The organism is Bacillus mesophilus (assembly GCF_011008845.1).
Taxonomy (GTDB): Bacteria; Bacillota; Bacilli; order Bacillales; family SA4; genus Bacillus_BS; species Bacillus_BS mesophilus.
On record NZ_JAAIWM010000001.1, the window covers coordinates 713,925 to 733,605 of the forward strand.

Consider the following 19,681-nt stretch of genomic DNA (forward strand, 5'->3'; position numbering starts at 1 on the left):
TGGATATCATGAATTCCAAAATAACTATTAAAGAGCTATCAGGAATTGAAGGTACTCTTCAAGCTTCAAAAGAATTTGACATTACCTCTTTACGAAGTATTGGCTTCGGAACAAAAACAATTCCGTGTAAATTTATAACTAAAAAGCAACAGGACAAAACTACGATCTATATAAGTAAAAACCTTTTAGAAGAACTTAATATTCCTGCTAACCGCACCCTTCATTATTTTCATGATCATGATACCTTATATGTCGGTCCACTCGTTGGAATCTTTACTGCTGGGTTTACAGAATCCCTTTTACGACCTATAGGGGAACGTTCACTCTTTTTTGCAAAGTTATTAACGATGGAAAAGTCAGTTGGTGTTTGTGCTTATGTGTTCGGGGCACATCTAATTGACTGGAATGAAGGTACGGTAAACGGCTACTTTTATGATGAAAAGGAAGGTTGGAAGCAGCAAGAAGTTCCCTTACCTAGCGTCATCTATGACCGCTTACCAAATCGACGTTCAGAGCGTCACCATGCGTTAAAGAAAATCAAACAGAGATTGAAGGATGAATATTTAATCCCTTGGTACAATCCAGGTTTCTTTAATAAGTGGGAGGTTTTCCAACTACTCTCAAAGGATCATGAGCTATCAACCTATTTACCAGAAACCATCTCCGCCCCTACTGTAGCAGATATTAAAGCCCTGTTAGAGCGTCATAAATTTGTTTATATCAAACCTTCCAATGGGAGTTTGGGCTTAGGAATCTTTCAGGTTGTTGCCTCCAAGGATGATTCGTCCTTTTACTGTAGATATAAAGATGGAGAGGAAAACCGTCTGCAGAGATTCTATTCCCTTGAGAAATTAATTCAATATATATTTAGAAATAGAAGCATGCAGCAGTATATTGTTCAACAAGGTATACATTTAGTTCGCTACGAAAATCGACCACTAGATTTTAGAATTCATACGAATCGAGATCATAATGGGAAGTGGCAGGTTACTGCAATTGGTGCCAAAGTAGCAGGTCGTGGAAGTGTAACCACCCACCTAAATAGTGGTGGAATGGTCAAAACGATGGAAGAACTATTTCCAGACACTAGTAAGCGACATGATTTACAACAACAATTCGACTCTACCGTCTTAGCGCTTAGTGAGGCCATTTCGACTAACATAGATGGTTTTATAGGGGAGATTGGCTTTGACATTGGCTTAGATCGTGACGGGAAACTTTGGTTATTTGAGGCAAACTCTAAACCGGGCCGTGCAATATTTTCTCATCCTAAATTACGATCACAAGATAAATTTACTCGTGAACTCTCCATGTCGTATGCAATCTATTTAACACACCAAGATATTTATCACCCTGAGGTACAGTATCAATGAAATTATATTTAAGTGAAAATCAACTGACTGTTAATGAAGATATTTCAGTTACTTGGGGGGAACCATTAGTAACTATTCCCTTCTCACGTTCAGAAGCCTCAACTGCTATAACAATTGCTAATACCCACAGTATAAAACCTTTAGTAGGGATTCTTGCAGGAGAACATCAAACTAAAAGCTTTTCTGGCAATGAAAAAGCTTTTCAACGAATCCAGCTAGCTCTTCAGAAACAAGGAGGGCTAGCTTATGTTTTCACACCAAAAGGATGGCATTCTGACAGAGTTCATGCAGCGATATATGACTTTAAAAATAACAAATGGATTCATGCCTACTTTCCTCATCCTAATGTAGTCTACAACAGAATACCCTTTCGAAGGCAAGAAACAAAAAGAAGTTTTCAAAACATCAGGGAAGCGTGTGATATCAGGAACATTCCTTTCTTTAACGATTCATTCTTGCAAAAGTCGGAAATATTTGAATGGCTTTCTAAAAATGAACACCTTGTATCCTATCTTCCCGTAACAAAAAATCTAACCAACTTAGATTCCTTTTACTCAATGATGAAACAATTTAAGAAGGTTTACTTAAAACCTTCTAGTGGCAAAAAGGGTAAGGGAATTATTGTGGTTGAACAGATTAATAAAAATGAATGGAAGGTTGAAACTGTAAAAGATTCATTTTCAAACATCGAGACTACTGAGTTAATTGAAAATTGGATATCCCCCAAAATAGTGGATCACTATATCATTCAGCAAGGAATTCAACCTTTAAAGTGGAATGGTACTCGTTTTGATTACCGAGTCTTAGTTCATCGAAAAAACAAAAAGGAATTCATTATTAGTGGAATTGGGGTAAGACAATCACAGAAACAGGAGATTACAACACATCTCCCTGCTGGCGGAAAAATCATTCCTTTTAGATCCCTGCCTTTTCAGGAGGACGAAATAGCTATTCATTCAATAGTGAATGAAATAGGCAATACTATAAATTCTCAAAGCAGAACCTTTGGAGAGTTCTCGATTGATATGGGTAAGAGTGTTACTGGTGAACTCTACATCTTTGAAATTAACGCAAAGCCAATGGTTTTCGATGAGGATGATATTCGAGCCCAAGGTCTTGAAAACTTGACACGTTACTTTCGTTATCTTTCAGAAAAAAGGTAACAAAAGTAACTTTTTTTACATTTAGATTTTAACAAATTCTTATATTCTGATATGCTAAAGGCAAGGAAAGATGATTCCCTACTAATTGGGTCTCCTTTAAAACATGTCAAGGAAGCGATTATGATGCTATCTCACTTTAACTTTAAACCCTTATTTAAAGATCAATCCCTGCCAGGTTGGTATATCCGCTTTTACTATAAAGGTAATCTCTACGAAGCAACCTATCAAAAGGATGGCAGCATAGATTGGAAAGAGGAACAACCTTCCTCTGAAGATTTACCGAGTGTAGTCTCACAGATTCATGAACTTATGTTATTTCATGTATATGATTCGTAGGATTTCGTTTAATTCCTTCCTATTTTACACATGTTAAAATACGGAGGAGGTTTTATAATGAAGAAAAAAGTAGATGCAAAATTTAGAGATGACCTTCCTAACGAAGGGAAGGAAAAAGCGTATTTAGATGTGGACCGTATGATCAATGAAGGTTTATCAGGTGGTTCTGTGCATGAACGAGAAGAAATGGCAAACATTGAGGAAACCATCCACCTTCCAAAAGAAGACCCACCAAATAAATAAACTGGAGAATAGCTTGGAGATTTCCAGGCTATTTTTTTACCAAACAAAAAGAAACCTTGTGTTGGTGGTTTCTCTAACAGGAACTACCTCGTACTCTTTTTCTCTTAACTCTTTTCTATATTTTACTTTTTAGTTCTCCTAAAATCTTGGTGATACTGATCAAGCATTAGACCCTGAAAATGCCTCAAAACTAAATTATAATCTTCTTGTTTATTTTTTGAAGTACCCACTAGTTTTTCTGTTCCTTCATTATTCACCTTCTTAATTCTAAAACTTCTCCCATTTTTTAGACTCCTCCCTATCACCTTTACTTTCTTATATGACAAATAGGATAAGTAACCATTTTTTAAATAAATGGGATTTTTGCCTATTTCTAGTCTGTTGGGATTAGTCCCTTTTTGAGGGTCTAGTTAAAAAGATAAGGCTATTTCGTATAGATTGTTGCTTTCGTAAAAATCCTAAAAGCCGGATTTTTACTTGGTAGTACATTGTCCCGTGCTTTAAATAAAGAAAGTTGCTCTTTTCTAACTAGTAAAACTCGATTTTACAGATAAAAAGGAGAATTTTTGGATTGAAAAGCAACAATGTTTTAGAAAAGAGCCAAAAATAAAGGCGTGAACCTCTATGATTTCACGCCTTTATCTTTTATGATGATATCTTCAGTTTTAATATTATTATTTAGAAACCAGGACCAAATCCTGGGAATCCTCCATAACCTGGTCCGCCGAATCCTGGTGTTGGCGCTCCGTATCCACCATAACCTGCGCCTGGTGTTCCGTATCCACCAAAGCCTACTCCCGGTGCTGCTGGGTAACCGTATCCGCCAAAGCCAGGTCCTGGTGCACCTGGATAACCGTAACCACCAAAGCCAGGTCCTGGTCCGTATCCTGGATAATCTGGTCCGTCCAGTAATTCTCCTCCTAAGAACCCTAATCCTGCTCCTATTAGTCCAGTTGTAAGAGGACCACCTAATCCGCCAAAACCAATGTGTCTCTGTTGTGGTTGTACTGGTGCACGATAAGCATTTCTATACATTGAACAGTTCCCCTTTCATTTCTAAACCCAATTTGTTTTACAACACTACAGCCTATGATTAGTAAGATAAATGGTTTGGGCGTATGCCTTAGATTTAAAATGATTAGGTGTATGCCTACTAATTTTCTACCTTGTTCTCAAGATTTTTTATTTTAGATAGGTGTTGTTATAATAAATAAAAGGCTTGTAAAATTTATTATGACTACAGCCAAAAAATAAAATCTGTTAAAGAGTGTATCACACCAGTTTTCGTATCATCTTTAATAGAACAAAAAAGGAAACAATCAAATGATAGATAAATTAAAAATTCAATTTCCTAGCTTGCGTGTACAAGATTCACTCTCTCTTCAGGAGCAATATGAATATTATAGATTGGAAAACGGGCTATACCTTTCAATCCTAAAGGATGAGTTAACCGAAAATGACCGTACTCTGCTTTCGGTTTTTCTTACTCCTATTTCTACAAGTAATCAAAACCAATCTCCACAGCAAACACTTTGGAAAAATATCTTTCTTAATAATGATGTAACTACCATACAATCTTTATCTCAACAATACGATGAGAATAGTATGTTTAGACTTATTCACTTCTATATCCAAACAGAGGTAGATCGTATTCCTTTTGAAGAAGCTGTCTCCTCTCTTTCACTTATTGAACCATTGGTTATTTGGATAGGGCCAAATAGTGGTGTAATTGTGGAACAAATTAAACAAGACATGATTCAATTAGAAGAACTCATTGACCTACAAAATGCAATAACCACTGATTTTTATACAGATTTGTATTTTTATATAGGTGCGACTTTTTCAGTATCTAATTCCATCCATGACCAATACAACTGGGAAACACGTTGTTTTCAGCTCTCAAAATTAAAAATCAAAAATAAGAACATATATCGATTTTATGAAACGATTCCATACGTTTTGTTAAAGGAAACTAGTGAAGACACTACATATAAAATTGAGAGCTTGGTAAAGGATTTTTCTGCTGAAGATTTACAATCCATCAAGGTGTATATTGAAAATGGTTTAAATGTTTCATTGGCAGCAAAAAAGTTGTTCATGCATCGCAATAGCCTGCAGTATAGGGTAGATAAATTTATTGATAAAACAGGAGTAGATATTAAGTCATTTGATGGTGCGCTTGTCATTTACTTAGCCATTATCAGCCAAAATTAGGGGCAATTTGTATACATGCCCAAAATGTAAGCGCATTTTTTGTGCACTATTCACGTTTTCTATAAGAATCCCCTAGGTTACAATAAGGACAAGAAATTGATTAAGTTAGGGAGGATTCACAAAATGGCAGAACTTCGTTTAGAAAATATCTATAAAATTTATGATAATAAAGTAACAGCAGTAACTGACTTTAATCTTCATATTCAGGATAAAGAATTTATCGTATTCGTAGGTCCTTCAGGTTGTGGTAAGTCGACTACATTACGTATGATCGCAGGTTTAGAGGAAATTTCAAAAGGTGACTTCTTCATTGATGAGCGTCGTGTAAACGATGTAGCTCCTAAAGATCGTGATATCGCGATGGTTTTCCAAAACTATGCTCTATATCCTCATATGAACGTATATGATAATATGGCATTTGGTCTTAAGCTTCGTAAAATACCTAAGCCTGAGATTGAACGTCGCGTTCAAGAAGCTGCAAAGATCTTAGGTCTTGAGCAATATTTAGATCGTAAGCCAAAGGCACTTTCTGGTGGACAACGTCAGCGTGTTGCTTTAGGACGTGCAATCGTTCGTGATGCAAAAGTATTCTTAATGGATGAGCCTTTATCAAACTTAGATGCTAAGCTTCGTGTACAAATGCGTGCAGAAATCACAAAACTTCATAACAGACTTCAAACTACTACAATCTACGTAACTCATGACCAAACAGAAGCAATGACTATGGCTACGCGTCTTGTTGTTATGAAAGATGGTATTATTCAACAGGTTGGAGCTCCTAAAGATGTGTATGAGAAGCCTGAAAACATCTTTGTTGGTGGCTTTATCGGTTCTCCAGCAATGAACTTCTTTGAAGGAACTCTTACTGATGGAGCATTTAAAATCGGCGAAGTAAGTGTCAAAGTTCCAGAAGGAAAAATGAAAACACTTCGTGAACAAGGATATGTAAATAAAGAGGTTGTACTAGGGATTCGTCCGGAAGACATTCATGACGAGCCTGTCTTCATCCAATCTTCTCAAGAAACAGCAATTACGGCTACAATCGAAGTTGCTGAATTAATGGGTGCTGAAACTATGCTATATTCTACTATTGCAGGTACTAGCTTTGTTGCACGTGTTGACTCACGTACAGATATTAAGCCTAACCAAAGTATTGAATTAGCTTTAGATATGAACAAATCTCATTTCTTTGATAAAGAGTCTGAACTACGCATTAGATAATAAAAATAGCCCATAATGGGGCTGTTGACAATCTGATAGGAAATTTGAAAACCTGTGTAGAATTTATTCTATACAGGTTTTTTATTTGGAGGGAATTTCTTATGATGGGTCGTAAAGATGATTATCAAAGCAAAATGGAGTTTATTGATTTAAATACCTTTGTTCCTTAGAATCATATTCTTCGCCAAATTAATGAAAAAATCGATTTTTCTTTTATATACAACAAAATGGAAATGTATTAGAAATGCTTTGGAAAGACTGCAACTAGGAGAACCATTTCTCGTCCGATTGCACATGAATTATTAGAAGAAAATATACAGAGGGCAAAAACAAAGGAATACAAACTTGTTCAAAAATTAAGAAGAGTTTGGTGTGAAGGTTCCTTTGGAACTATGAAAATTAAACACAACCTTTATAAAACCTATAAAAGTGGCATTGAAAAAATTCATGAGCAATGTCTCTTTTCGGCGTTTGCATTAAACCTTAAGCGAATGATAAAGGTGATGAATTAGTATCAAAAAGTTGAAAATAAAGACGGTATAAACCAATGAACATCAAGAAGAAAGGCAAAATGGGGAGGGAGCATTGCTCCCTCCCCATTTTGTCAACAGCCCCTAATGGGCTATTTTTTTATTCTTGTATAAAGATTACTTGCTCCGTTTGACAATGATTACAATATAATAGGTGTGCACATTGATGTTGTTGAAGGGTTTGTTCATATCCATCTATCTTCTTCATACCATCAATCTCCATATAGGGACTATAATCATCAAAATAATCAATTACCCTCCCCTTATCCTCCATTACACTTTGACACTGTTTACAAGTGGTTTCAGAGGATTCAAATCCATTACATATCGGACATATTCCCATTTGTTATCATTCCTTTTTACATTTTAAAAATTTTTAAGTATAATTTTGTTTATTTTACAGATGATATTATTAACAACTTAATTATTTAGTTTCACGGTTCTTCTTTGATATTATGACCCAAAGACGTGAAACGAATTAGAAAAAAAAGTTCAAAAAAAACGAATAGAAATTCAAAAATGAAACATAATAAAAATGTAAACAAAACAAAGCAATTCATTACACACACTTCATTACTAATTATTGGGTTAGAGCCTGGCGGCGACGGACATGCTCCGTATCTGGTTCAATTCCAGCTAACCCAACCAAAATCTATTGAGGAGTGATTACATCATGGCAAGCAACAACTCAAACCAACTTTTAGTACCTGGAGTAGAACAAGCACTAGATCAAATGAAGTATGAGATCGCTAACGAGTTTGGTGTAAACTTAGGAGCAGATACTACTTCTCGTGCAAACGGTTCTGTAGGTGGAGAAATCACTAAGCGTTTAGTATCTATGGCTGAACAACAACTTGGTGGATCTTTCCAACAACGTTAATTAAAACTTAATAACATGGCTAAAATCCCAAGCTTTCATGCTTGGGATTTTCTTTTGACCAAAAAGGAGGTTAACCTTTAATAATGAAAAAATGTGTACTCGTCTTTTTCTTAATAGGGTCATTAGTTCATATCCCCCCTCAACCTTTAGTAAAGGCTGAAAACCTACCTAGTGTAAAAAACGTTATTTTATTAATAGGTGATGGTATGGGTATTCATTACACTTCTTCCTATCGTTATCTTAAAGATTCTTCACAAACAACAGAAGTTGAAAAAACCGTTTTTGACCCTTATCTCGTAGGACAACAAATGACATATCCTAATGACCCAGATGAAAATATTACAAATTCAGCAGCAGCTGGTACTGCATTAGCAACTGGAATTAAAACCTATAATAATGCTATTTCAGTCGATCATAATGGTAAATACTTACAAACTGTTCTAGAAGCTGCGAAAGAACTTGGAATGGCAACTGGTATTGTTGCCACAGCAGAAATCACGCATGCTACTCCTGCTGCTTTTGGCGCTCACAATAAGCATCGTGAAAATATGATTGATATTGCCGATGATTATTTTGATGAAGAGATTAAAGGGAAACATAAAATCGATGTCATCCTAGGTGGTGGCAGAAAATACTTTGAACGTGAGGACCGAAATCTCGTTGAAGAATTTAAAAATGATGGATTTTCGTATGTTAAAAATACAAAAGAATTGACCACAGATCAGAATGAACAAATAATAGGACTTTTTGCAAAAGAGGGTCTACCCAAAATGTTCGATCGTAATGCTACTATACCCTCACTAGAAATAATGACAAGTTCAGCAATTGAAAGATTAAATAAAAATGATCAAGGATTCTTTCTTATGGTAGAGGGAAGTCAAATTGATTGGGCAGGGCACGATCAGGATATTGTATCTGCCATGAGTGAAATTGAGGATTTCGAAAAAGCGTTTAAAGCGGCCATAGAATTTGGAAAGAAAGATCAACATACATTAGTGATTGCTACCGCTGATCACTCAACTGGTGGTTATACAATGGGAGCAAACGGTATTTATAATTGGCATCCCAGTTCTATAAAAGCAGCAAAACGAACACCTGATTTTATTGCTGAATCTATAGCAAGTGGCACCGATGTTGAAAAGGCTCTAAGATCATATATTAAGATGCCGTTAACACAAGATGAAATACATTCTGTTAAAATGGCAGCGGAAACTCATGATATAAAATTAATTGATGATTCAATAGAAGAAATCTTTAATTTACGAACAAATACAGGCTGGACTACAGAAGGTCACACAGGAGTTGATGTCCCCGTTTACGCATACGGACCTTCCTCTGAGAAGCTAAGAGGACAAATCAATAACACTGATATTGCTTCACTTATATTTGAAGTGCTCAAAAACTAGGTTAAATAGAAGGCTGTGTTAAACTTTGTTATTGATTTTCGTTACAGGACACTCGCGTCCTTCCACTTCAATCAACAGTGCTAAATATCAACACTATTCTTTAACACAGCCAAATAAATAAAGAGAAAAACGAAGTCCCAAGCAAAGGTTTTTTGGGGCTTTGAAAGAGCTCACAAAAAAGGTGTTAATTCCAGGGAATTAACACCTTTTACTATATTTTAAACGATCTTCTTTCTAACCTTAGCACTGATTACGTCCATGATGGTTACTACCACAATAATGATAATCAGGATCATACCAACATTCTCCCAATTACGCTGCATCGATGCAATAATTAGTGGAGCACCTATTCCACCTGCACCTACTACTCCGAGAATGGTCGAGGAACGAACATCAATTTCATAACGATACATCGCATAGTTTGAGAATTCAGGGATTACTTGTGGAATAACACCATACCACATAACCTGTATTCGGTTCGCACCATTAGCCTTTAATGCTTCAATTACCTTCATATCAATGGCTTCGATTACTTCAGAATACAGTTTCCCTAGCATTCCAATCGAGCTAATTCCTACTGCTAATACACCAGCAAAAGGTCCCATACCTACTGCAGCAACAAATATAATTGCTAGCATTACTTCTGGGAAAGCACGAATTCCATTCAGAATTGATTTCCCTAAGCCTGATACTTTTGACATATTTCTAGCAGCTAAAAATCCGAAAGGAATGGCTAGAACAGTCGCTATTAAGGTACCTGCATAAGCGATTGCTAATGTTTCAAACATATAATAAAGATATTCTGGAACTTTAGCTAGTACAGCTGGATCAAAGAACGGATCCCAGAAAAGACGTCTAAAAATTACAGCTGGACTAAGTGACGACCCACGATAGGTAAGGTCTGTCATGGTTAAAGCAACATAATATAAATAGATTAATACAAGAGATATAAGGATAAGTTTCCACCATTTTTTCTTTGGTGGTCTGACTTCTCTAACGCTACTCATTAAACTAATCGCTCCCTTACCCGGTTACTTACAAAATCAATGATTGTAACCGCTATAAACGTCATGATAACAATCGTTGATACGTTACCAAAGTTAAAAAGCGCTAATTGGTTCTTTAAAATTAATCCGATACCACCAGCTCCAACAAACCCTAATACTACTGATGCACGAACGTTAATCTCTAAAACATAAAGAGCATATGAAACATAATGAGGTAGTATTTGTGGCATAACGCCGTACCAGATAACTTGAACAATATTTCCACCAGTAGCACGGATCGCTTCTAGTGGATTAGGATCAATAGCCTCTATCGTTTCACTGATTAATTTAGCTAGAATCCCAAGCGAGAAAATAAATAAAGCGACTACCCCAGCTAATGCACCAATTCCAATGAAAGCTACTAAAATTACAGCTAATATAAGTTCAGGGATTGTTCTTAGGATATTTAGAAAAAATCTAACCGCTGTATAAAATCCTTTTTTTGTATTAATGTTTGAAGCTGCTAAGAAACTTAATGGAAGAGCAAAAATAGCAGATAGTGACGCACTTAAAAGAGCGATATTCCAAGTCTCGATTAAGCTTGTCAATACTCTATTCACATATCCCCAGTTAGGAGGATATAAATCATCAACTATGAAACTGAAAACTATTGGCATCCCTACAATAACACGATTAGGGTATGCCTCAGTAAAGTAAGCTGAGAAGAGATAAAAGCCGACGATTACTAACAAAATATTAGTTGTAACCATCTTTGTACGCCTAGGGAATAATGGAATTTTTTTATTCTGTGGCAGTGGCTGCTTCGTCATTGCTCACACTCCCACGTAAATCATCTTCTTTAATTTTTCTGCCGTATATTTGTTCAAAAGTTTCTTCTGTTACAGTTGAAACAGGTCCATCAAATACAATTTCCCCATCTCTCATACCAATAATTCGATCCGCATACTCCATTGCCATATCAATAAAGTGAAGGTTTACAATCGTTGTAATTCCATCTTCCTTATTAATCTTCTTTAAGTCCTTCATAACAATGTGTGATGTAGGTGGGTCAAGACTCGCAACTGGCTCATCTGCAAGAATATACTTTGGCTGTTGTGAAAGAGCACGAGCAATACTTACACGCTGCTGTTGTCCACCACTTAATTGGTCTGCTCTAGAATATGCCTTAGCACCAATTCCTACACGATCTAAGCTTCTTAAAGCAAGTTCCTTATCTTCATGAGAGAATAATCCTAAAATACTTTTTAGAGTTCCAATATATGCTAAACGTCCAGTTAACACATTACGTAAAACTGACATTCTATTAACAAGGTTATAGTTTTGGAATATCATTCCAATATTTTTTCTTAATTCCTTTAGTTCACGATCTTTAAATTTTAAAGAATCTTTGCCATCTATTAATAACTCTCCATCAGTAGGTTTAACCAATTGATTAATACTTCTGATAAAAGTGGATTTTCCAGCGCCAGATAAACCAACAACTACAATAAACTCACCAGGATGAATCGTTACATTGATGTTTTTTAAGCCTTGATGACCATTTGGATAAGTTAATGAAACATTCTTGAATTCAATCATCTCATTACTCCTTTAATAATAAATAAGGTGGAAACCACCTGTGTAACCGTATACTTTAATCGGGAAAAAAAGAGAGAAGATGACTCTCCTCCCTTTTGAGATAGACAAAAAAATTAATTTATATTTTATTCTTCTAATTGATCTTTAAATTTAGCGTATACTTCACGAACGATATCATACTCTTCGTCAGTTGCTTCTGCAATTCCGTCCCAAGTATATACTTCGTTCATTACTGAAAGTACTTCTGGCTTGTCATTAATTGCAAGGAATGCTTCCTTGATTTTATTCTTCATTTCATCAGATAAACCTTCACGAACAGAAACACCGTCGTTTGGAATTGGATCAGTATGTCCAATTACAACTACTTCTTCCATTACATTTGGATGATCTTTTTCAAGAACTGTACGAGCATCATCGAAAGTTGTAGCAAAGTCCGCTTGTCCTTCAAGTACAGATAGTACTGCATTATCATGTCCACCTACAGCTGTTTGAGTGAAGAATGTGTTTAAATCTTCAACACCCATATCCATTAGCTTAGAAGCTGGGAATAAGAAACCTGAAGTAGAAAGTGTGTCACCATAAGCCCAAGTTAATCCTTCTTTTGCAACTAGATCTTCAACAGATGTAAGACCAGAATCAGCTCTTGCGATAAACTGAGCTTTGTAAGTATCTGAACCATGACGAATCGCTTTTACAAGAACTTCTACGTTCGCACGATCAACTGCTTGTACATATCCAAATGGATTTGTAAAGCCTATGTCAATTTGTCCTGTTCTCATACCTTCAACAAGTCCAACAAAGTCAATCATAATTTCAGCTTTTACAGGAACTCCTAGTTCTGCAGTTAAGTAATCTTCTAAAGGCTTAACGTTATCAGCAATTTGGTCAGCTTCCTGAGATGGAATGAATCCCATTGTTAATTCTGTAACTTCTTCTTCTCCACCGTTACCTTCAGTAGCAGTACCCTCTTCTTCTTTACCATTGGTACCACAAGCTGCTAAAGCAAGTACTAAAAACATTGCCATGAACAAAGATAAGAACTTCTTCATTTTCTTCCTCCTAAAATAATTGTTCTTGAATACGATTTCAATTATAACCTACACATTATTAAATTTCGACATTATTTTGATAATATTCATCATTTCTTTACATTTTTTTCATTTCTATGACAACTCCTTTACAATCTCTTTAAGTACAGACTGATTTGAAAAAATTGTGATTTCTGGTAAAAATGCGTTAACAGGCTGATTTTCTAGGTTAACAGTCACTCCTCCTACTTCCTGAAGGATCACCATTCCGCCAGCAATATCCCATGGAGATAACCTAAAATCTATATATGTATCTAACCTTCCACAAGCTACATAAGCAATTTCTAGTGCTGCTGACCCAATATACCTTGTGCCTCTTGCTTTTCTAATCATTTTCTCAAACAAAAGATGATTCACTTTCTCATTTTTAATTAGCCAAAGCTGATTAATACTAACAATAGCTTCTTCTAAAGCTTTATTAGTATGCTTAGGTAATAATGTTTCATTTAAATATGCACCTTTTCCGGCTTGTGCATGAAAAAGTTCATTACTTATGGGATCATATACAAAGCCCATTCTAGGTTTACCGTTTTCATATATCCCAACAGAAATGGCGAAGTTTCTCTGCTGGTGTACAAAATTTGTTGTCCCATCTATGGGATCAACCACCCATACTACTTCGTTTTTATAATCAAAAACTTGATCCTTTGCTAATCCCTCTTCTCCTAATAAAAAATGAGTCGGAAAAGTTTCGCTTATTTTATCAATAAAAAATTTCTCAATTTCCTTGTCCTTTTCAGTAACTAAGTCAGCTGCAGATGTTTTGTATTCGACCTGAAATGATTCTGTTGTTGCTTTCTTTAAGGTGTTTCCTGCTTCTAGTGTCCATTCTCGTGCTGTTTCATATATTTGATCCCAATTCATAGTGAGGTACTCCTTTTTACGACAATTTTTTTATGGTCATAATACCTATATTAGCTAGAAATGTCTAAAAAGCCAACCCACCTTATTAAAACCATTCATAAAAAAAGTGATACTCCCGTCTGAGCATCACTCTTGTTATTTCATTATTCTTTTGGAGAAACCATTTCCTCAGGAACGACTAACTGATCAAATTCTTTCTCTGTTAGTAACCCTAGTTTTTTAGAAGCTTCCTTCAAAGTAAGCTCCTCTGCATAGGCCAGTTTTGCTATTTTCGCTGCATTTTCATAGCCAATATGAGGGTTTAATGCCGTTACTAGCATTAATGAATCTTTTACATATCGATCTATAACAGGTAAGTTTACTTCAATTCCAATTGCACAACGATCATTGAAAGAATGAATAGCATCCGACAATAAAGTAGTGGATTGAATAAAGTTATAGATAATGACAGGTTTAAATACATTTAGCTCAAAGTTCCCTTGGCTGGCTGCAAAACCTATACAACTGTCATTTCCGAAAACCTGACATGCTACCATTGTTAATGCCTCACTCTGTGTTGGGTTTACCTTACCGGGCATGATTGAACTACCTGGTTCATTGGCGGGGATTATTAACTCTCCAATTCCACACCTCGGACCACTAGAGAGCCATCTAACATCATTAGCTATTTTCATTAGGTCAGCAGCAAGGGCTTTAATTGCTCCGTGTACAAAAACAATTTCATCGTGACTAGTAAGAGCATGAAATTTATTAGGTGAAGATACAAAGGTATAGTTAGTTTCTTCTGAAATAAATTTTGCAACCTTTTCTCCAAACTCAGGATGGGCATTGATTCCTGTCCCTACAGCTGTCCCACCAATTGCAAGGCTTCCTAAGTACTTATATGACTTTTCTAACATTTCTTCGGACTTTTCTAACATTCCTACCCAGCCACTAATTTCCTGTCCTACAGTTAATGGTGTAGCATCTTGTAAATGTGTACGACCTATTTTGACTATATGTTTAAATTCTTCTTGTTTGTTTTGGAGAGTCCCCTTAAGTGCCCTAAGACTTGGAAGTAGACGGTCTTTTACCTCCTTTAATGCAGCTATATGCATCGCAGTCGGAAAGGTATCATTTGAACTTTGAGACATGTTTACATCATCATTAGGGTGCAACCTAGTTTCAATGCCTTTTGACTTTAATATTTCATTACCCCTAAAGGCAATAACCTCATTTACATTCATATTTGACTGTGTACCACTACCCGTTTGCCATACTCCTAATGGAAAGTGATCATCAAGCTTTCCAGCAATAATCTCATCTGCTGCTGCCTTTATTGCGTTCCGTTTCTCTTCTTCAAGCTTGTTAAGTTGAAAATTAGCTTCGGCTGCAGACTTCTTGAGGATCGCAAACGCCTTGATTACTTCAAAGGGCATTTGCTCTATGCCAATCGGAAAATTCTCTGAGCTTCGCTGTGTCTGAGCACCCCAGTACTTATCCTTTGGAACCTTGATCTCACCAATAGTATCTTTTTCAATTCTATAATCCATATGTAATCCTCCTTTATCAGTCTCACATTTCCCTTATAAATCACCTTATGAACAGTTCAGGAAATCATACACCTTTTTTCCCTTATAACCATATATTAACCTTGAAAGGGAGGCGTAAACCATGGAAGCAATAGACTGGAAATTAATCAGTTTTCTTGTTATGACTTTCATACAAGAGCACCAATTACGGTTTAGTCGGCATGCCCAATACTTCTGGTCGGTTCAAAAGGGTAGAGGGAGAGTGAAATAATACAATATTTTTCTCTCTACTAGATAATTTCTAGACCTAATAAAAAAACCACAGATCAAAATCTGTGGTTTTCTGTTTATAGCTTAAATACCTTAAGTTTCCCTTGTAGTTCTTCTGCTGTTTTCGCTAAATCATTTGCGCTGGCAGCTACTTCTTGGATTGTAGCAGTTTGTTGTTCTGTTGATGCCGCGGCTTCTTCTGAAAAAGCAGCTGCTTCTTCAATAATTGTATTCATTTGCTGTGTGGAATCTAGGACGCCGGTAATATGGTCGTTAATTTGCTCAAATACCTGCTCCATGTGTTGAACACTACTCTCTGTGTTCTTTACATTTTGGACAATCTTTCCTAACGACTGTCCACCTTTTTGAATCATACTTACCTGTTCTTTTACGGACTCAAGGTTGGTTTCCATTGTATTAACCGTAACTTTAGTTTCTGATTGAATATCTTCAATGAGTTGCGTAATCTGGCTAGCTGCTTTATTTGATTGTTCTGCTAGCTTTCTAACCTCTGATGCTACTACTGCAAACCCTTTTCCATGCTCTCCGGCTCTAGCCGCTTCGATAGCTGCGTTTAGTGCAAGTAAGTTAGTTTGATTTGATATTTCAGTAATTACTGTAATGATCCCACCAATTTCTTCTGATCGCTTTCCTAATTTTTGAATAGAATCAGTTGCAAATTCAACAGTATGAGTTACCTTACTCAGGTGTTGGATGGCTTCATTGATTGCATCATTACCATTATTTGCTTCTTGAGTAGATTGATTTGCGTTTAATAATGTATCTTCCACAGCCTTTTTACCCGTGCTGATTTGCCCAACTGCTTTTTCCATCTTTTCTAAAATCAATTGGATTTCTTCTGATTGCCTGGTTGTTCCTGTAGCAATACTATTGGTTGTTTTGGAAATTTGCGAACTCATTTCACCTGTCACATCTGCACTTGCTGCAAGCTCCTCAGAGGTTGCTGCAACTTGCTCAGAAGTTGAAATGACTGTAGAGATTAACTCCTTTAGGTTATCCACCATTTGATTGATTGAGCTGGAAAGCTCGCCAACTTCATCCTTTAGATTTGTTTTTAATGGATCTACCCCAAGGTTTCCGTTAGCAACTTCTTTTGCAACACTTGTAACTTGCAATAACGGCTTCACCTGATGCTGAACGAAAAACAGAATGATTGCCGCCATGATTATAACTTCTATCACAGCAAATAAAATTAATTCTGTTCTGAAGTTTGAAGATATGGTGTGGTATTGGTCTGCTGAATGTCCAACAAATAACATCCCAATGGTCGTTCCTGAATTGTCTTTAATAGGTTCATAGATGGTTACTAGGTTTTTCCCAACAACAACTGCTTCTCCTACATAGATGTCTCCACCTTTAAGAGTGTGAGCAGCAACTTCTTCCGAAACCTGTGTCCCTACTGCTCTATTACCGTCCTCTTTTTTTACAGTTGTTGCAACCCTTGTATCATTTTGAAAGATTGTCACTGCATTACCAGTTAAATCTCCTATTTCATCGACTAATTCAAAATTATCATTTAAGACAGTTGTGCCTTTATAAAGCTCACCATCCTTAATTGACCATTCCCCTGGATAAGAGTTATCTAATAGGCCTTTTGCTAACTCTAAATCCTTAATCAAATTATCTTCGGCAACATTTACTATTTCATTATCCAGCGTTTTGACCGAATTGAAGATTAGCACACTAGTTGCTATTATAAATAACACTATAAATGCTAGTGTGAATTTTAGTTTTATCCCAAGACGCATATATGCTCCCCCTATTTATGATTTGCGATTGTTTGCTTATTGATCGCATCTTCTAGTGAATTTGATAGTTTGAATATCGTATCAAGCTTAGCGATTTTAAATAGTTCTGTAATAAATGTATCCTCAATTACTAACACAATATGATTCTTAGGATTATTTAAATGTTTCATAAACGTAACAAACAGACCCATTCCAGTACTATCAATATAGGTTATATTAGTTAAATCAAAAACAAAGTGCTTTATTTCGTTATCAACATGATGTAATAGTGATTCTTTTATATTTTGTGTACTGCCATACTGTAGCTTTCCAGAAATTTTAAAAATCTGTCTTTCATCCATTGTTTTATGCTCAAACATCACATTTTCTTTACTCATGAATGGCAACTCCTTCTTTTCTAACTTTTACTTCAAATAGGCCTTGAGAGTCATAGTCCATCTCTAGATCATCCACCATATTTTTAACCATCAACAGTCCACGCCCGCATTCACGATCCAACAAATTATCAAGGCTTTCTTGTTCGAAATGTTGAAGACTTTCTGGACTCATACCACCTGCTGAATCTATTACAGAAATTTCTATAGTTGAAAGTTGATAACTCATTTTAAGTTTAATAAAACGATGAATAGCCTCTTCACCAAACCTCCGAACAGACGCTTCAAGAGAATTGATTAACAACTCATGAATCACAAACGAAAGCATGCGATGAGAATCAGTACATTTCTCTAATAATTCATTCGCCGCTGCGTCAAAAATCTCAATCGAACTGGTTTGACATGGCAATTCTAATTCAAAATTAAACATGAAACCACATCCTTACTTAGTATTTCCTTGAATTGATAGGACACAAATATCATCTGGATGCTTGTCTATAGCTGATATGATATTATCTAGATAGTTTTTTAAAGAAATATTTAAACCTCGATATTCATCCACAATCTCTTTTAATAGCTGAAGAACTTTTTTATCTGTTGGCTGAAATAAATCCAGCAGCCCATCCGTATACAATAAAACATTAAATTCTTGGTTATTAAGGTGAATGGTTTCACTCAGATCTGGAAAATTATCCGTTATTCCTAGTGGCATATTGGCACTGGTTAAGAATTGTACCGCTGTATCCTGAATAAGGATCGCCGGAGGATGTCCTGCATTCATATACGTCAACTGATTATTGTTTGTGTCAATTTCTATATAGATTCCTGTCACAAAGGCACCAATGTCACTTGTTCCTTTAAAAAATTCGATTACATCTTGGTTTAATGCATTCATAACCTCATATGGGTTTTCTTGTTCAACCATATGCTTTTTCAGTTGAGAGAAAACCATCATTCCAATTAAAGCTGATGATACATCGTGTCCCATCACATCTAGAATAATTACTCCATATCTTCCTTCTCCAAGCTTTTGCCAAGAAAACAAATCACCTGATAGATGACTAGAAGGAAGGTGAATACTTTCAATCGCAATGTTTTCATTTAGCATTGGCTTGCTGAAAAGTGATTGTTGAACCTTTTGAGCTAGTTGGAATTCATTTTCTGTTTGAATCTCATGTTCTCTTAACTCAGAGATTGATTGTTCTAGCTCAATTGAGTTAGCAATCAGGCTTGCGAACCCTTCTAGAATCTTTGTATGCTTTTCCTCTAATACATGAGGCATGGGGTCTAACGCACATAGCGTTCCGAAAATCGTGCCGTCATCTAAAATGATAGGAACACCTAAGTACGATCCTATCGAGAATGAGGTCGTTACATCTTTATCCTTCACTAACATAGACTCAGAGGTATTTCTTATAAATAAGGGTCTTGCCTCCCTTGCCACGATGCTACAATAAGATTCCTCAAGTGGATAGATATATGGATCATTAGGAATTGTACATCCGCCTACCTTGTTGAACTTTTCCAAGATGACAAACTGTTTATTAGATGTCGAGGCAATAAAGAAGGTCCTTGCTGGAACCGTTTCACTAAGTATTTGAAAGACTTGATTGGCTGCCTGGATAAATTTTGTTTTATACTTATTCATGACACACTCCGTTTTTAGACTTCACCTTTTTGATAGATGACCGTCCTGGCTATTAATTTATCATTTGCTAAAGCTTTTTGTATAATGAGTACAATTTGCTTACCAGTAAGCTTAATTTTAGCCAATTTAATTATTATATCGGTATAAACACAAGATTCTTTATCAATAATCTACACTTTTCTACAATTATCGACATTCACTTACTT

Annotated in this window: 22 protein-coding genes and 2 pseudogenes; 11 read left to right on the top strand and 13 right to left on the bottom strand. The window is 35.9% G+C overall.

The genetic code is table 11. From position 1 onward, the window contains the following. Positions 1 to 8: 8 nt before the first annotated feature. The 4 genes from G4D63_RS03595 to G4D63_RS03610 all read left to right on the top strand — a co-directional run bounded on the left by G4D63_RS03595 (position 9) and on the right by G4D63_RS03610 (position 3,115). On the top strand, positions 9 to 1,373 hold the full coding sequence (locus G4D63_RS03595) for a YheC/YheD family endospore coat-associated protein (RefSeq protein ID WP_163177765.1): 1,365 nt from the start codon (positions 9 to 11) through the stop codon (positions 1,371 to 1,373). After that, complete coding sequence (locus G4D63_RS03600; protein ID WP_163177767.1) at positions 1,370 to 2,536, top strand: YheC/YheD family endospore coat-associated protein; 1,167 nt, start codon at positions 1,370 to 1,372, stop codon at positions 2,534 to 2,536. Before G4D63_RS03595 ends, G4D63_RS03600 begins: the two co-directional genes overlap by 4 nt. A gap of 123 nt (positions 2,537 to 2,659) precedes the next feature. After that, positions 2,660 to 2,872, top strand: a complete 213-nt coding sequence (locus G4D63_RS03605) for a YheE family protein (RefSeq protein WP_163178386.1) — start codon at positions 2,660 to 2,662, stop codon at positions 2,870 to 2,872. A gap of 57 nt (positions 2,873 to 2,929) precedes the next feature. Beyond that, positions 2,930 to 3,115 (top strand): hypothetical protein, encoded by a 186-nt coding sequence (locus G4D63_RS03610; protein WP_163177769.1) that lies wholly within the window; start codon positions 2,930 to 2,932, stop codon positions 3,113 to 3,115. A 678-nt stretch (positions 3,116 to 3,793) separates the two neighbouring features. Here the strand turns inward: G4D63_RS03610 and G4D63_RS03615 are convergent. Further along, the gene (locus G4D63_RS03615) at positions 3,794 to 4,150 is read right to left on the bottom strand and encodes a hypothetical protein (protein ID WP_204559005.1); all 357 of its coding nucleotides are present in this window, start codon (positions 4,148 to 4,150) and stop codon (positions 3,794 to 3,796) included. A gap of 288 nt (positions 4,151 to 4,438) precedes the next feature. On the opposite strand from G4D63_RS03615, the gene G4D63_RS03620 reads away from it, so the two are divergent. The 3 genes and pseudogenes from G4D63_RS03620 to G4D63_RS22350 form a co-directional block, all read left to right on the top strand. After that, on the top strand, positions 4,439 to 5,329 hold the full coding sequence (locus tag G4D63_RS03620) for a PucR family transcriptional regulator (RefSeq protein ID WP_163177771.1): 891 nt from the start codon (positions 4,439 to 4,441) through the stop codon (positions 5,327 to 5,329). Positions 5,330 to 5,452: 123 nt separating this feature from the next. Next, positions 5,453 to 6,550 carry an ABC transporter ATP-binding protein gene (locus G4D63_RS03625; RefSeq protein WP_163177773.1) on the top strand — a complete coding sequence of 366 codons (1,098 nt, stop codon included), beginning with the start codon at positions 5,453 to 5,455 and terminating at the stop codon, positions 6,548 to 6,550. Positions 6,551 to 6,804: 254 nt separating this feature from the next. Then, positions 6,805 to 7,062 (top strand): annotated as a pseudogene (locus tag G4D63_RS22350) (transposase); the annotation flags it as partial. A 118-nt stretch (positions 7,063 to 7,180) separates the two neighbouring features. Here G4D63_RS22350 and G4D63_RS03635 read toward each other — a convergent pair. Beyond that, the gene (locus G4D63_RS03635) at positions 7,181 to 7,423 is read right to left on the bottom strand and encodes a hypothetical protein (RefSeq protein ID WP_163177775.1); all 243 of its coding nucleotides are present in this window, start codon (positions 7,421 to 7,423) and stop codon (positions 7,181 to 7,183) included. A gap of 176 nt (positions 7,424 to 7,599) precedes the next feature. On the opposite strand from G4D63_RS03635, the gene G4D63_RS03640 reads away from it, so the two are divergent. The 3 genes from G4D63_RS03640 to G4D63_RS03650 all read left to right on the top strand — a co-directional run bounded on the left by G4D63_RS03640 (position 7,600) and on the right by G4D63_RS03650 (position 9,366). Further along, positions 7,600 to 7,746, top strand: coding sequence for a hypothetical protein (locus G4D63_RS03640; RefSeq protein ID WP_163177777.1), 147 nt, complete (start codon positions 7,600 to 7,602; stop codon positions 7,744 to 7,746). A gap of 7 nt (positions 7,747 to 7,753) precedes the next feature. Next, positions 7,754 to 7,960 carry an alpha/beta-type small acid-soluble spore protein gene (locus G4D63_RS03645; RefSeq protein ID WP_163177779.1) on the top strand — a complete coding sequence of 69 codons (207 nt, stop codon included), beginning with the start codon at positions 7,754 to 7,756 and terminating at the stop codon, positions 7,958 to 7,960. A gap of 83 nt (positions 7,961 to 8,043) precedes the next feature. Beyond that, positions 8,044 to 9,366 (top strand): alkaline phosphatase, encoded by a 1,323-nt coding sequence (locus tag G4D63_RS03650; protein WP_163177781.1) that lies wholly within the window; start codon positions 8,044 to 8,046, stop codon positions 9,364 to 9,366. Between the two features lie 218 nt (positions 9,367 to 9,584). Here G4D63_RS03650 and phnE (G4D63_RS03655) read toward each other — a convergent pair whose 3' ends face one another. From phnE (G4D63_RS03655) to fumC, 6 genes are all read right to left on the bottom strand, one after another. Beyond that, complete coding sequence (phnE, locus tag G4D63_RS03655) at positions 9,585 to 10,373, bottom strand: phosphonate ABC transporter, permease protein PhnE (protein ID WP_163177783.1); 789 nt, start codon at positions 10,371 to 10,373, stop codon at positions 9,585 to 9,587. Continuing rightward, on the bottom strand, positions 10,373 to 11,182 hold the full coding sequence (gene phnE, locus G4D63_RS03660; RefSeq protein WP_163177785.1) for a phosphonate ABC transporter, permease protein PhnE: 810 nt from the start codon (positions 11,180 to 11,182) through the stop codon (positions 10,373 to 10,375). The genes phnE (G4D63_RS03655) and phnE (G4D63_RS03660) overlap by 1 nt, the downstream gene beginning before the upstream one ends. After that, positions 11,154 to 11,951 (bottom strand): phosphonate ABC transporter ATP-binding protein, encoded by a 798-nt coding sequence (gene phnC, locus G4D63_RS03665; protein ID WP_163177787.1) that lies wholly within the window; start codon positions 11,949 to 11,951, stop codon positions 11,154 to 11,156. Before phnC ends, phnE (G4D63_RS03660) begins: the two co-directional genes overlap by 29 nt. A 125-nt stretch (positions 11,952 to 12,076) precedes the next feature. Further along, positions 12,077 to 13,000 carry a phosphate/phosphite/phosphonate ABC transporter substrate-binding protein gene (locus tag G4D63_RS03670; protein WP_163177789.1) on the bottom strand — a complete coding sequence of 308 codons (924 nt, stop codon included), beginning with the start codon at positions 12,998 to 13,000 and terminating at the stop codon, positions 12,077 to 12,079. 114 nt (positions 13,001 to 13,114) lie between these two features. Beyond that, complete coding sequence (locus G4D63_RS03675; RefSeq protein ID WP_163177791.1) at positions 13,115 to 13,903, bottom strand: inositol monophosphatase family protein; 789 nt, start codon at positions 13,901 to 13,903, stop codon at positions 13,115 to 13,117. Positions 13,904 to 14,046: 143 nt separating this feature from the next. Then, positions 14,047 to 15,435 carry a class II fumarate hydratase gene (gene fumC / locus G4D63_RS03680; protein WP_163177793.1) on the bottom strand — a complete coding sequence of 463 codons (1,389 nt, stop codon included), beginning with the start codon at positions 15,433 to 15,435 and terminating at the stop codon, positions 14,047 to 14,049. Between the two features lie 121 nt (positions 15,436 to 15,556). Here fumC and G4D63_RS22020 point away from each other — a divergent pair, with 121 nt between their 5' ends. Continuing rightward, on the top strand, positions 15,557 to 15,685 hold the full coding sequence (locus tag G4D63_RS22020; RefSeq protein WP_275580234.1) for a hypothetical protein: 129 nt from the start codon (positions 15,557 to 15,559) through the stop codon (positions 15,683 to 15,685). A 76-nt stretch (positions 15,686 to 15,761) separates the two neighbouring features. Here G4D63_RS22020 and G4D63_RS22355 read toward each other — a convergent pair whose 3' ends face one another. The 5 genes and pseudogenes from G4D63_RS22355 to G4D63_RS03700 form a co-directional block, all read right to left on the bottom strand. Beyond that, positions 15,762 to 16,709: a methyl-accepting chemotaxis protein gene (locus G4D63_RS22355; RefSeq protein ID WP_420837798.1), complete on the bottom strand. Its 948-nt coding sequence runs from the start codon at positions 16,707 to 16,709 to the stop codon at positions 15,762 to 15,764. Further along, positions 16,701 to 17,453, bottom strand: a pseudogene (locus G4D63_RS22360) (cache domain-containing protein); the annotation flags it as partial. The gene G4D63_RS22355 and the pseudogene G4D63_RS22360, both read right to left, overlap by 9 nt. An 11-nt stretch (positions 17,454 to 17,464) precedes the next feature. Further along, entirely contained in the window at positions 17,465 to 17,830 is a 366-nt protein-coding gene (locus tag G4D63_RS03690; protein ID WP_163177797.1) for an STAS domain-containing protein, read from the bottom strand. Beyond that, positions 17,823 to 18,257, bottom strand: a complete 435-nt coding sequence (locus G4D63_RS03695; RefSeq protein WP_163177799.1) for an ATP-binding protein — start codon at positions 18,255 to 18,257, stop codon at positions 17,823 to 17,825. The genes G4D63_RS03690 and G4D63_RS03695 overlap by 8 nt, the downstream gene beginning before the upstream one ends. 12 nt (positions 18,258 to 18,269) lie before the next feature. Further along, positions 18,270 to 19,475 (bottom strand): GAF domain-containing SpoIIE family protein phosphatase, encoded by a 1,206-nt coding sequence (locus tag G4D63_RS03700; RefSeq protein ID WP_163177801.1) that lies wholly within the window; start codon positions 19,473 to 19,475, stop codon positions 18,270 to 18,272. Between the last annotated feature and the right edge of the window lie 206 nt (positions 19,476 to 19,681).

Excerpts from the sequence above, each read along its gene's own strand:
- G4D63_RS03595 (WP_163177765.1), top strand. The coding sequence starts at position 9 with ATGAATTCCAAAATAACTATTAAAGAGCTATCAGGAATTGAAGGTACT.
- G4D63_RS03600 (WP_163177767.1), top strand. The coding sequence starts at position 1,370 with ATGAAATTATATTTAAGTGAAAATCAACTGACTGTTAATGAAGATATT.
- G4D63_RS03605 (WP_163178386.1), top strand. The coding sequence starts at position 2,660 with ATGCTATCTCACTTTAACTTTAAACCCTTATTTAAAGATCAATCCCTG.
- G4D63_RS03610 (WP_163177769.1), top strand. The coding sequence starts at position 2,930 with ATGAAGAAAAAAGTAGATGCAAAATTTAGAGATGACCTTCCTAACGAA.
- G4D63_RS03615 (WP_204559005.1), bottom strand. The coding sequence starts at position 4,150 with ATGTATAGAAATGCTTATCGTGCACCAGTACAACCACAACAGAGACAC.
- G4D63_RS03620 (WP_163177771.1), top strand. The coding sequence starts at position 4,439 with ATGATAGATAAATTAAAAATTCAATTTCCTAGCTTGCGTGTACAAGAT.
- G4D63_RS03625 (WP_163177773.1), top strand. The coding sequence starts at position 5,453 with ATGGCAGAACTTCGTTTAGAAAATATCTATAAAATTTATGATAATAAA.
- G4D63_RS03635 (WP_163177775.1), bottom strand. The coding sequence starts at position 7,423 with ATGGGAATATGTCCGATATGTAATGGATTTGAATCCTCTGAAACCACT.
- G4D63_RS03640 (WP_163177777.1), top strand. The coding sequence starts at position 7,600 with ATGAAACATAATAAAAATGTAAACAAAACAAAGCAATTCATTACACAC.
- G4D63_RS03645 (WP_163177779.1), top strand. The coding sequence starts at position 7,754 with ATGGCAAGCAACAACTCAAACCAACTTTTAGTACCTGGAGTAGAACAA.
- G4D63_RS03650 (WP_163177781.1), top strand. The coding sequence starts at position 8,044 with ATGAAAAAATGTGTACTCGTCTTTTTCTTAATAGGGTCATTAGTTCAT.
- phnE (WP_163177783.1), bottom strand. The coding sequence starts at position 10,373 with ATGAGTAGCGTTAGAGAAGTCAGACCACCAAAGAAAAAATGGTGGAAA.
- phnE (WP_163177785.1), bottom strand. The coding sequence starts at position 11,182 with ATGACGAAGCAGCCACTGCCACAGAATAAAAAAATTCCATTATTCCCT.
- phnC (WP_163177787.1), bottom strand. The coding sequence starts at position 11,951 with ATGATTGAATTCAAGAATGTTTCATTAACTTATCCAAATGGTCATCAA.
- G4D63_RS03670 (WP_163177789.1), bottom strand. The coding sequence starts at position 13,000 with ATGAAGAAGTTCTTATCTTTGTTCATGGCAATGTTTTTAGTACTTGCT.
- G4D63_RS03675 (WP_163177791.1), bottom strand. The coding sequence starts at position 13,903 with ATGAATTGGGATCAAATATATGAAACAGCACGAGAATGGACACTAGAA.
- fumC (WP_163177793.1), bottom strand. The coding sequence starts at position 15,435 with ATGGATTATAGAATTGAAAAAGATACTATTGGTGAGATCAAGGTTCCA.
- G4D63_RS22020 (WP_275580234.1), top strand. The coding sequence starts at position 15,557 with ATGGAAGCAATAGACTGGAAATTAATCAGTTTTCTTGTTATGACTTTC.
- G4D63_RS22355 (WP_420837798.1), bottom strand. The coding sequence starts at position 16,709 with ATGGTGGATAACCTAAAGGAGTTAATCTCTACAGTCATTTCAACTTCT.
- G4D63_RS03690 (WP_163177797.1), bottom strand. The coding sequence starts at position 17,830 with ATGAGTAAAGAAAATGTGATGTTTGAGCATAAAACAATGGATGAAAGA.
- G4D63_RS03695 (WP_163177799.1), bottom strand. The coding sequence starts at position 18,257 with ATGTTTAATTTTGAATTAGAATTGCCATGTCAAACCAGTTCGATTGAG.
- G4D63_RS03700 (WP_163177801.1), bottom strand. The coding sequence starts at position 19,475 with ATGAATAAGTATAAAACAAAATTTATCCAGGCAGCCAATCAAGTCTTT.